The sequence below is a fragment of the Thermovibrio sp. genome (assembly GCA_015488335.1).
GTDB lineage: Bacteria > Aquificota > Aquificia > Desulfurobacteriales > Desulfurobacteriaceae > Balnearium.
In genome coordinates this window covers 17,872-29,320 of record WFNZ01000060.1, presented here as the reverse complement: position 1 = coordinate 29,320, position 11,449 = coordinate 17,872, and the positions used below count along the sequence as shown (strand labels likewise).

At 46.2% G+C, this 11,449-nt stretch carries 8 protein-coding genes; 7 read left to right on the top strand and 1 reads right to left on the bottom strand.

Annotation, left to right across the window (positions count from 1 at the left end; genetic code table 11):
- The 3 genes from F8H35_RS07830 to F8H35_RS07820 all read left to right on the top strand — a co-directional run.
- Positions 1 to 414, top strand: a 414-nt coding sequence (locus F8H35_RS07830) for a DUF505 family protein (protein WP_472572991.1), incomplete at its 5' end; no start/stop codon positions are given.
- A 64-nt stretch (positions 415 to 478) separates the two neighbouring features.
- Complete coding sequence (locus F8H35_RS07825) at positions 479 to 1,552, top strand: hypothetical protein (RefSeq protein WP_472572990.1); 1,074 nt, start codon at positions 479 to 481, stop codon at positions 1,550 to 1,552.
- 61 nt (positions 1,553 to 1,613) lie between these two features.
- Positions 1,614 to 2,621, top strand: coding sequence for a nitrate- and nitrite sensing domain-containing protein (locus F8H35_RS07820; RefSeq protein WP_472572989.1), 1,008 nt, complete (start codon positions 1,614 to 1,616; stop codon positions 2,619 to 2,621).
- Positions 2,622 to 2,629: 8 nt separating this feature from the next.
- Here the strand turns inward: F8H35_RS07820 and F8H35_RS07815 are convergent, their stop codons facing one another.
- On the bottom strand, positions 2,630 to 3,805 hold the full coding sequence (locus F8H35_RS07815; RefSeq protein ID WP_472572988.1) for an RtcB family protein: 1,176 nt from the start codon (positions 3,803 to 3,805) through the stop codon (positions 2,630 to 2,632).
- 142 nt (positions 3,806 to 3,947) lie between these two features.
- Between F8H35_RS07815 and F8H35_RS07810 the strand changes: the two genes are divergently transcribed.
- From F8H35_RS07810 to F8H35_RS07795, 4 genes are all read left to right on the top strand, one after another.
- The gene (locus F8H35_RS07810; protein WP_472572987.1) at positions 3,948 to 5,903 is read left to right on the top strand and encodes an aconitate hydratase; all 1,956 of its coding nucleotides are present in this window, start codon (positions 3,948 to 3,950) and stop codon (positions 5,901 to 5,903) included.
- 58 nt (positions 5,904 to 5,961) lie between these two features.
- Positions 5,962 to 8,169 (top strand): NADP-dependent isocitrate dehydrogenase, encoded by a 2,208-nt coding sequence (locus F8H35_RS07805; RefSeq protein WP_472572986.1) that lies wholly within the window; start codon positions 5,962 to 5,964, stop codon positions 8,167 to 8,169.
- Positions 8,170 to 8,249: 80 nt separating this feature from the next.
- On the top strand, positions 8,250 to 9,551 hold the full coding sequence (locus tag F8H35_RS07800) for an ATP citrate lyase citrate-binding domain-containing protein (RefSeq protein WP_472572985.1): 1,302 nt from the start codon (positions 8,250 to 8,252) through the stop codon (positions 9,549 to 9,551).
- Between the two features lie 11 nt (positions 9,552 to 9,562).
- Positions 9,563 to 11,413 (top strand): citrate/2-methylcitrate synthase, encoded by a 1,851-nt coding sequence (locus F8H35_RS07795; protein ID WP_472572984.1) that lies wholly within the window; start codon positions 9,563 to 9,565, stop codon positions 11,411 to 11,413.
- The last annotated feature ends 36 nt before the right edge of the window (positions 11,414 to 11,449 follow it).

Here is an 11,449-nt window from a genome sequence, read left to right as displayed (position 1 = left end):
GACGTTTACAACCAGTTTGACGAAACGTGGCACGAAGAGATTGATTATGCTCTCAACAAGCTTGAAGCACGAGGTTATATAGACATCCTTCAAAATGAAGCTATCATCCTCACAGAGGCTGGAAAGCTCATTAAAAAGGCACTTTCAGGCACACCTGAAGGATTTGCTAACCCTATAACTCCATTAGCTGTAAGGGTTCTTGAGGCTTTAAGGAAAGTGGGAACACTCTACGTTAAGGAGAGGAAAGTAAGGATATTACCGAAAAACATTAAAGAAGCAATTAAGCTGTCTGGTCTTGACCCTGAATCTTTTGAAAAAGAGCTTGTTATACTGAGGGCATCTAACCTGATAGGTAAGAACTCCATAAACGAAGCGGGCCTTCTCATCCTTGAAGCTTTAGAGAAGCTCAACTAAGATTAAATTGGGGAGGAGCTCCCTCCCCTTTAAAACAAACAAAACCCAATTTTTGGAGGGAGAGATGGCCAGGATCTACGGAAAAGTGGAAGGCCCAGAAGACATCCGCCGTATCAACTGCATCATTAGAGATGAAATGTTAGAAGTTGAAACCCCCGAACAGCTGACAGACCTGAAGAAACGTTCAGATTACCTTTGTACCCTAACCTACTCCCCGTTCTGGAAGAAAAAGTTTGGCCCGATGGTTGAAGAGCTCCGGGAAGTTGCCCTTGAGGAGAACAGAGTAACCGTAAGGCTTGCAAACTACATTGCCAAGTACAAGAACTGGGACAAGGAGTACTCTCCATGGGGAAGCGATAACAGGAGCATTGACGAGAAGCTCAAGGAGATTCCTGAAAAGATAATGAAGGAGATTTTAGAGAGCGTTGTTGACCTGAAGCTCTCTCCTGAGATTTTAGAGGAGCTCCGCAGGAACTTCTGCGAAATCAGGAAAGCAATGGTACTGGCTGAAGACGAAGAAACCCTTGAAAGGTTGAAAAAACAGGGAGACTTAATCGTTGCAATTACAAAACTTGACGATTTCAGACAGAGATTTTCAGACATACTGGACAGGATTGATGAATTAGTTGAAAAGGAAGAGAAGAGGAACGTTAAACTTGCAAACATCATAGCAACAGTTAAAGGATGGCAGGTTGAGTTTGAAGTCTGGACAGAAAACGAAGTCAGAGAGGATGAAACTTTAGAACAATACGTTCAAAGGCTTCTTGACGAAGAGCAGAAAGCGGAACAGTACATTCCTACTGAAGCCAAATACAAAGAAGGTAAGGTTTTATGGCTCGTCTACTTCCACAAAGGGAGGAACAGACACTTTGCAAAGAGGATCTACTTCCCAGGCTCTGCAAAGGATATTGAATTAGAGGGTCCTGGCGAATTTGAGAACAAGTTTGGCAGAAAGGTCTGGGGAGTCAGGATAAAGTACAAGGCAAAAGTTTCGCCGGCAGTTATAAGAATTGGAAAGAGAGTTATTCACCTGCCGGAAAGATGGGTTGAAAGGGTTAAAGTTGTTCCGCTACCTAAAGAAGCTACAGATATCAAGCTTCTTGATGAAAGGCCTGAGTTTGCATACCCTGTAGCCTAAAGTTTTCCCCACGGCTCTCTGTAAAGTACAATTAACCGACATTAATGAAAGGAGGAGAGCCGTGGGGTACAAACTTAAAGGCAAGGTTATTCTGATCACGCTTCTTTCCCTATTTGCCATTGGAGTGCTTTCCTACCAGCTGATAAACATGGCTTACACAGACTATGTCAAATCTGAAAAACTTAAAACGAGCATCACAATAGCTGAAAGGGTTTCTCTCCTGGTACACGAGCTCCAGAAAGAGAGAGGAAGAACTGCAGGTTTTTTAGGAAGCGGTGGAAAAACGTTCTCTCAAGAACTCAAGGAGCAGAGAACAGAGACCGACAGGAGAATAGCCCAGTTGAAAGAAGTTCTATCTATGAAGACCGTTCAGGCACTACCCCCAAAAGAGAGAGAGTTCTTTATAAACCTTATAAACGATCAACTTCCTAAGCTCATTGAAATCAGAAACAAAGTTGACAATTTATCAATACCTCTGAATAGAGCGATAGAGTTTTACACACAGCTCAACAACAAACTTATAGACTCTATAGGACTTCTCTCTTCTGAATCAACAAACCCTGAAATCGCAAGGGAGCTCCTTTCATACGCAGATTTCATGTATGCCAAAGAGAAGGCAGGCCTTGAGAGAGCAATTCTATCGGTTGCCTTTGCCAACAACAAGTTCTTATCAAACAAGCATCTTGAAAGGTTTATAGACCTTATGGCTCAGCAGAAAGCCTTTCTAAAAGCATTTCAGCTTGCAGCTCCAGAAAACGTCTACCATTACTACATTAAAACTGTAAAAAGCTCCACTCCATATCAGGAAGTTAAGAAGTACGAGGAACTTGCCATTTCTAAATCTGCAGAAGGAAACTTTAATGTAGATCCCGATATCTGGTTCCAGACAATAACAGAGAAAATAAACCTAATGAAGCAGGTTGAGGATTTCATTGCAAAAGATTTACTTCACAAAATAAACAAAATAATAGAGAAATCAAAGCACGAGCTTACTACAGTTATCGTTCTTTCATCTATCGCTCTCATCGTAATAGGAGGAATCGCTCTCCTTTTATTGAGGGAAGGGTAGTCCCTTCCCTAACCTTTCAAATTGTAAATTGGTCTTACAAACTTCTCAACTTCAACTGTTTTAGGCAGAAAATCAAGAATCTTCTCTGGTTCTTTATAGGCAAATGGAGCTTCATCTAAAGTATCTTTAGAAACCGTAGAAGAGTAAACTCCAGCCTTCTCAACAGCTTCCCTGAAATCACTAACAGAGAACATCTCCTTAGCCCTTCTCCTGCTTACTCTTCTTCCAGCACCATGTGGAGCAGAAAAGTTCAGCTCCCTTATCCCTTTTCCTCTGCCTATTACAAGGCCTGCTGTCAGGTTAAAGGGAATAACAACCCTTTCACCCTTGTGGGCAGATATGGCTCCCTTCCTAACGCACATATCTCTATCAACGTCTATGTAGTTATGGACGCTCTTTATTAAACGGGTTTCGTCAAACTCTTCCTTAAAGAAATTCTCAACAATAATCTTCAAAATCGTCCGCCTGTTAAGGCCTGCATACCTCTGGGCTAACCTCATAGCCCGAAGGTACTCCCTTCCTCCCTTTTTCATCGGAAGAAAAGCAAGGTCTTTTGGTAAATTGGGCATAACCTTTTTCGTATACTCCCAGGCTCTCCTCTGGAAGTGGTTACAAACTCTAAGTCCTAAATTTCTTGAACCTGTATGAACGGTAAGGTAAACCCGACCTTCATCGTCTACACCTAACTCTAAAAAGTGATTGCCACTTCCAAGGGTTCCAACCTGAAGAAGAGGTTCCTGAAGGTCTATCCTGTAGGTATTTATGAGAACAGAGCGGATTTCGGAGAGGAGCTCCTTGTCTTCCTTTGAAAGAGGCAGCTTCTTAGCGTTTGACTTCGTTCGTGAAGTTAAGCCTGTCGGAATGTTCCCCTTCACAAAAGCATCAAACTTTGGAAGGTTGATCTCTTCCTTAGGGTTCTCCGAATCCACTCTGAGATTCAACGGGTAAGTATAGACGCCGCACCCTATATCAACACCAACAATGTTTGGAACAACAACATCGTCAAAGTAACCTGTAAAACCTATAACGCAGCCCTTACCTGCGTGGCAATCGGGCATTATCACTATCTTATCCCTGAAAAAGGGAAGGTCTTTAACCCTTTCAATCTGAGATAGAACCTCCGGTTCAACCTCATCTGCGTATATGTAAACAGGAACCTTCCCTTCAAGGACAATAGGCTTCATAAAGAGACCCCCAAACATCTCAGTTTCTTTTCAAAGTAAAAGATAGGCACTGAAGGGCAGTGTTGAAATTTTTACAAAATTTTTACATAATTTTTGGCAAGATTTAGAAAGCTATTTCGGAAATTACTATACAGGAGGAGAAATGGGACTGAACATTGTTCAGAAAATCATTAAGACCCACCTTGTTGAAGGGGATATGACCCCAGGAAAGCCCATAGCCATTAAGATTGACCAGACTCTTACACAGGACGCAACCGGAACAATGGCCTACCTCCACTTTGAGGCTATGGGACTTCCAAAGGTACAGACGGAGCTCTCTGTCTCGTACGTAGACCACAACACCCTCCAGGCAGGAGGCCCTGAAAACGCAAACGACCACCTCTTCCTTCAAACAGTTGCAGCCAAGTATGGAGTTTACTTCTCAAAGGCCGGAAACGGTATCTGCCATCAGGTTCACCTTGAAAGGTTCGCAGTTCCAGGAAAAACCCTCTTAGGTTCAGACTCCCACACACCAACGGCCGGTGGAATTGGAATGCTCGCAATCGGTGCCGGCGGTATGGACGTAGCCCTTGCGATGGCCGGAGAGCCTTTCTACCTCACAATGCCAAAGGTTGTAAGGGTTAATCTTTACGGAAAGTTAAAACCGTTCGTTTCTGCTAAAGACATCATCTTAGAGCTCCTCCGCCGTTTAACAGTTAAGGGTGGACTTGGAAGGATTTTTGAATACGGTGGAGAAGGGGTTAAGTACCTTACAGTTCCCGAAAGGGCAACAATTACAAACATGGGTGCAGAGCTTGGAGCAACAACGTCCATCTTCCCAAGTGACGAGCAGACCTACCTCTTTATGAAGGCACAAGGGAGGGAAGCACAGTGGAGACCACTCCAGGCAGACCCGGACGCAACCTACGACGAGGTAATTGATATAGACCTTTCTGAACTTGAGCCGTTAATTGCCTGCCCCCATATGCCCGACAACGTCAAGAAAGTCAAAGAGGTTGAAGGATTACAGGTTCACCAGGTTGCAATCGGCTCCTGTACAAACTCTTCCTATCGTGACCTTAAGACCGTTGGCGAGATGTTCAAGAGAACCGGAGAGAGGGTTCACCCGTTAGTTTCAGCAGCCATCTCTCCCGGCTCAAAGCAAGTTCTTAGAATGATGGACAAAGAAGGCTACTACGACGTATTCTTAAGGGCTGGGTTCAGGATCCTTGAAAACGCCTGTGGCCCCTGTATCGGAATGGGATTTGCACCACCTTCTGGAGGAGTAGCTGTTAGAACTTTCAACAGGAACTTCTACGGCCGTTCCGGAACTAAGGACGCTCAGGTTTACTTAGCATCCCCCGAAACTGCAGCAGCAACTGCAATGAAGGGAGTAATTACAGACCCGAGAGACTTAGGACTTGAGGAGATTAAGGTATTCCTACCTGAGAAGTTTGAAATTGACGACTCAATGATATTTGCACCTGCTGCAGACCCAGATGAAGTTGAGGTGTTTAAAGGGCCAACAATCAACTACGTTGGATACAAAGAACCTCTCGGAGATAAGTTAGAAGGTGAGGTTCTCCTGAAAGTTGGAGACAACATCACAACAGACCACATCATCCCCGGCGGTGCAAAAATCCTGCCGCTCCGTTCAAACATTCCTGCAATCTCTGAGTACGTTTACTCTGTTGTAGATGAAACCTTTGCCCAGAGGGCAAAGGAGAAGGGCGGCGGATTCATCGTTGGTGGAGAGAACTACGGACAGGGCTCCTCCCGTGAGCACGCTGCAATTGGCCCAATGTACCTTGGAATTAAGGCAGTAATCGCCAAGTCCTTTGCCCGTATCCACCACGCAAACCTTATCAACTTCGGAATCCTTCCTCTGGTATTCGTAAACAAAGAAGACTACGACAAAATTGACCAGGGAGACATTTTAGAGATAGATCTCTCCAACTTCGCTCCCGGAGAGGACAACATCATTACAGTAATCAACAGGACAAAGGGCATCTCAATTCCTACAAAGCACGGCCTCAACAAGCGTCAGGTTGAGATAATCAAGGCCGGCGGTGTTCTTGCCTACGTTAAGCAGAAGTTTGAAAACCAAAAGAACAACTAACAATTCGGGGGCTTAAAGCCCCCTTTTCCTTTGAAATCCAATCCGGAGGAGGATAGATATGGCTAAAAGGCCAACTATTGTCTGGACTAAGACAGACGAGGCACCGCTCCTTGCAACTTACTCACTTCTTCCAATCATTAGACAGTTTGTAAAGCACGCAGACGTAAACGTTGACCTCAAGGACATCTCACTTGCAGGAAGGGTTCTTGCCCAGTTTGGCTACGCTCCAGACGACCTTGCATACCTTGGAGAGCTGGTCTGGAAGCCTGAGGCAAACATCGTTAAGCTCCCAAACATTTCTGCTTCAGTTCCGCAGCTTATTGAGTGTATCAAGGAACTCCAATCTCAGGGCTACGACCTCCCAGACTACCCCGAGAACCCTCAAACTGAAGAGGAGAAGGAGATCAAGGCCAAGTACGACAGGTGCGTAGGTAGCGTTGTTAACCCGGTTCTCAGGCAGGGTAACTCAGACAGGAGAATTGCTCCGCCTGTTAAGAACTACGCAAAGAAGCATCCCCACAGGATGAAGGAAGTTTCCCCTAAGTCTGAGTCCTACGTTGCCCACATGAAGAGCGGAGACTTCTACGAGAACGAAAAGTCCATAACCCTTAAGAAAGACACAAAGATAAGGTATGAGTTTGTTGATGAAAACGGCAACGTCCAGGTTCTCAAAGAGTTTGAGATGGGAATGGGGGACGTTGTTGACGGAACCTTTATGAGCAGGAAGAAGCTCAAGGAGTTCTTTGAGGAGGTAATAAACGACGCAAAGGCTAAGGATATCCTCTTCTCCCTCCACGTTAAAGCAACAATGATGAAAGTCTCAGACCCTGCAATCTTCGGGGACGCAATAAGGGTCTACTACAAAAAGCTCTTTGAAAAACACGGTAAAGAGCTTGAAGAGATTGGATTTGATCCAAACAAAGGTCTCATTGACCTTGAGAACAAGCTCTCAAAGCTTCCACCTGAAAAGCAGGAGGAGATTAAGAAAACGATTGAAGAGATATACAAAGAGAACCCAAGGCTCTACATGGTTGACTCAGACAGGGGTATCACAAACCTCCACAGGCCAAACGACGTAATTATTGACGCCTCCATTCCCGCAGTTATAAAGAACGGCCTTCAGGGCTGGGGACCAAGCGGGGAGACAGACGACTGCGTGATTACAGTTCCAGACAGGTGCTACGCAACGATGTACTCTGAAATCGTTGAAGACATTAAAGTTCGTGGCCAGTTTGACCCCACAAAGGTTGGAACAGTTCAGAACATCGGCCTCATGGCGATGAAGGCCGAGGAGTACGGCTCCCACGACAAGACCTGGTTCGCCCCGAGCAAGGGTAAGTTCAGGATCGTTGATGAGGATGGAAACGTCCTCATGGAGCACGAGGTAGAGGAAGGGGACATCTACAGAAGCTGCCACACTAAGGACATCGCTATAAGGGACTGGGTTAAGTTAGCCGTTAACAGGGCTAAGGAGACAGGATACCCGATTGTTTTCTGGTTAGATTCTTTAAGGGCCCACGACAGGGAGCTCATTGAGAAGGTTAAGGAGGAGCTCCAGAAGTACGACCTTGAGGGCGTTGAGTACTACATCAAGCCCCCAAGGGAGGCAATGAAGTTTACCCTTGAGAGGTTCAGAAAGGGACTCGACACAATCTCTGTTACTGGAAACGTTCTTAGGGACTACCTTACAGACCTCTTCCCAATCATTGAGGTTGGAACGTCTGCAAGGGCTCTTTCAATCGTTCCACTCATCGCCGGTGGCGGACTCTTTGAGACAGGTGCCGGTGGTTCAGCTCCAAAGCACGTTCAGCAGTTTGTTAAAGAAGGCCACCTCAGGTGGGATTCCCTTGGAGAGTACCTTGCCTTTGTTGAGGCCTTGAAGCTGGCCTACAAGCAGGGAGGAAGCGAGAACAAGAGAATCCTCGTTATGGCTGAAACCCTCTCAAAGGCAGTTGAGAGATACTTAGACGAGGATAAGACTCCAAAGAGAAAAGTAGGACAGCTTGATACCCGCGGAAGCCACTACTGGGTTGCAAGGTTCTGGGCTGAGGAGCTTGCAGCTCAAACAGAAGACCCTGAGCTTGCCAAGATATTTGAACCTGTTGCTGCAAAACTCATTGAGAACGAAGAGAAGATACTCTCCGAAATTGCTGCAACAGAAGGCTCTCCAAAGGACATTGGCGGTTACTACCACCCGGATGATGAGAAGACTACTGCCGCAATGAGGCCTTCAAAGACCTTCAACGAGATAATAGATTCCCTGTAAACAAGTTGTAAAAAAGTTGTTAAAATTAGGGGGGCATGAAGCCCCCCTTTTTCATATGTAAACAACTTAGGAGGAGATAGATGGCACAGAGAGGTATCAGAGAGTACGACGGCAAGAGGATACTTGCCCAGCACTGGGACGAGTACTTCGCTCCGGAGTTTGAGTACGACTTTAAGTCTGTCCTCGTAACTCCAGAAACAGACCTTAATAAGCTCCTAGAGAAGTACCCCTGGCTCAAGGAGATGCCCCTTGTTGCAAAGCCCGACATGCTCTTTGGTAAGAGGGGGAAGTTAGGACTTATCCTCTTTAAGAAGGAAAAACCCTGCGACGTTGACTACGAAACTGTCAAACAGTGGATTAAAGAGAAGATGCAGGAAGAAGTTGAGATTAAGGGGAAGAAAGGTAAGCTCACCCACTTCCTCATTGAGCCGTGCGTTCCCCACAAGCCAGAGGACGAGTACTACGTTGCAATGACACTAGGGTACGACGGGGACCACATCTACATGTCTGCCTTCGGCGGAATTGACGTTGAGGAGAACTGGGACAAGGTAAAAGAGGTTGTAATTCCACCTCTTGCAACAGAGGAAGAGATTGACAGACTGATTGAGGAGAACGTTCCACCTGAGATTAAGGACAAGGAGAAATACGCAGACTTCGTTAAGCGCCTCTACAGGTTCTTCAGGGATATGCACTTTGCATACCTTGAGATTAACCCGCTAGTTATGGTTGGGAACAAGGTCTACCCACTTGACTTTGTTGGAAGGGTTGACGACACGGCCCAGTTCCTTGTTGGAAGGAAGTGGGGAGAACTTGAGTTCCCTGCAGGGTTTGGAGGGGAGCTCTCCCCCGAAGAAAAATACATCAAGGAGATGGACGAAAAGTCTGGAGCTTCTCTGAAGCTTACAATCCTCAACCCAGAAGGCAGGATCTGGACGTTAGTTGCAGGTGGTGGAGCATCTGTAGTTTATGCAGACACAGTTGCAGACCTTGGGTACGTTAAGGAGCTTGCAAACTACGGTGAGTACTCCGGTAACCCATCAAGGGCCGAAACCAGAGAATACGTTAAAACCGTTTTAGACCTAATGACACGCCACAAAGATCCTCAGGGAAGGCCGAAGATCCTCATAATCGGTGGAGCTATTGCAAACTTCACAGACGTTGCAAAGACCTTTGACGGAATCATTGACGCCCTAAAAGAGTACGCAGACAAGCTCAAAGAGGTTGGAGTTAAGATCTACGTCCGCCGTGGAGGTCCAAACTACGAAGTCGGTCTTGCAAAGATTAAGAAAGCAGCTGATGAGCTCGGGCTTCCAATAGAGGTTTACGGACCCGAAACACACATCACAGCTATCGTTGAGAAAGCTCTTAAGGAGAATCCATAAGGAGGGGAAATATGGGAAGGCCTGATTACATACTCTTTGACAGGAACACGAAAGCAATCTTCTGGAACCTGAACAGGAACGCTATTCAAAGAATGCTTGACTACGACTACCTTGTTGGACGTTCACCGTCAATCGTCGCAATCGTTGCTCCCACACAGAGCAGGAAGTTTGAAAAGTTCTTCTACGGAACAGAAGAGATAATGGTTCCAATCTACAGGTCAACAACTGAGGCTGCTGAAGCCCACCCGGACGCAGATGTTCTTGTAAACTTTGCATCTTTCAGAACAGCCTACGACGTTACAAGGGAAGCTCTCAACATCCCAACAATTAGAACAATTGCAATTACAGCTGAGGGTATTCCTGAAAGGCTTGCCCGCGATATGGCCGCAAGGGCTAAGGCCGAAGGTAAGTGGATAATAGGGCCTGCAACCGTTGGTGGAATTGCGGCCGGAGCTTTCAGGATTGGAAACGCAGGAGGAACACTTGAAAACATTGTCAAGTCAAAACTCCATAGGCCCGGTTCCTGCGGACTGGTAACAAGGTCTGGTGGACTTTTCAACGAGCTCTCAAACATCATCGCAAGGAACGCAGACGGAATTGTTGAGGGAATTGCAATTGGTGGAGATAGGTTCCCCGGCTCAGACTTCTTAGACCACCTCATGAGGTTCCAGAAGAACCCTGCAGTTAAGTACATGATTATGTTAGGTGAAGTTGGTGGAGAGCTTGAGTACAGAGTTGCAGAGGCGATTAAAAGGGGAGATATAACAAAGCCTGTTATCGCCTGGTGTATCGGAACGATCGCAAAGCATTTCGGTGGAGAGGTTCAGTTCGGCCACGCAGGTGCTAAGGCTGGAGCTGACAGGGAAACGGCAGATGCCAAGAACAGAGCTCTCAAAGAAGCCGGAGCTATCGTTCCAGACTCATTCAACGACTTCCCTGAAGTTATAAGGTCTGTTTACGAGGATCTTAAGGCAAAAGGTGAAATTGGAGAGATTGAAGAGCCTGAAGTTCCGCCAATTCCTGAAGACTACGACAAGGCCAGGAAGGCTGGAAAGGTCAGAAGGCCAACCCACTTTATCTGCACAATCTCAGACGACAGGGGAGAGGAAGCTACTTACTGCGGAGTTCCTATCTCTGAAGTTGTTGAGAAGGGCTACTCAATCGGAGACGTTATCGGACTCCTCTGGTTCAAGAGAAAATTCCCAAGCTGGGCTTCTCAGTTTATTGACATGGTTCTCAAGATCGTTGCAGACCACGGCCCAGCAGTTTCCGGTGCCCATAACGCTAAGGTTACAGCAAGGGCTGGAAAAGACCTCATCTCATCACTCGTTACAGGTCTCTTAACAATTGGCCCAAGGTTTGGCGGTGCAATTGACGGAGCTGCCAAGTACTTCAAGATGGCAAAAGAGAAGGGAATGGACCCTTATGAGTTTGTTGACTATATGAAGAAGGTTGAGAAGAAGCCGATTCCTGGAATTGGACACAGGATTAAGTCAACGAAGAACCCTGATAAGAGGGTGGAGCTCCTCAAGAACTTTGCCAAGGAAAACTTCCCGTCAACGGAGCTCCTTGACTACGCCTTAGAGGTTGAGAAAGTTACAACCTCCAAAAAAGAGAACCTCATCCTCAACGTTGACGGAACAATTGGCGTTCTCCTGGTTGACATGTTCAGAAATCTTGGATTCAGCGAAGATGAGATTGATGAGCTCATTGAAGCTGGAGCCTTTAACGCATTCTTCGTTTTAGGCCGTTCAATCGGGTTTATCGGCCATATCTTAGACGAGAAGCGCCTCGCTATGCCTCTCTACAGGCATCCATGGGACGACATCCTCTACGACGTTAAGCGTCCTGAAGGGGCTTAATCTCTTTGGGGGCGAGAGCCCCCTTTCTTTATAAAA

Coding starts and splice junctions, on each gene's coding strand:
- F8H35_RS07825 (WP_472572990.1), top strand. CDS start 479: ATGGCCAGGATCTACGGAAAAGTGGAAGGCCCAGAAGACATCCGCCGT.
- F8H35_RS07815 (WP_472572988.1), bottom strand. CDS start 3,805: ATGAAGCCTATTGTCCTTGAAGGGAAGGTTCCTGTTTACATATACGCA.
- F8H35_RS07810 (WP_472572987.1), top strand. CDS start 3,948: ATGGGACTGAACATTGTTCAGAAAATCATTAAGACCCACCTTGTTGAA.
- F8H35_RS07805 (WP_472572986.1), top strand. CDS start 5,962: ATGGCTAAAAGGCCAACTATTGTCTGGACTAAGACAGACGAGGCACCG.
- F8H35_RS07800 (WP_472572985.1), top strand. CDS start 8,250: ATGGCACAGAGAGGTATCAGAGAGTACGACGGCAAGAGGATACTTGCC.
- F8H35_RS07795 (WP_472572984.1), top strand. CDS start 9,563: ATGGGAAGGCCTGATTACATACTCTTTGACAGGAACACGAAAGCAATC.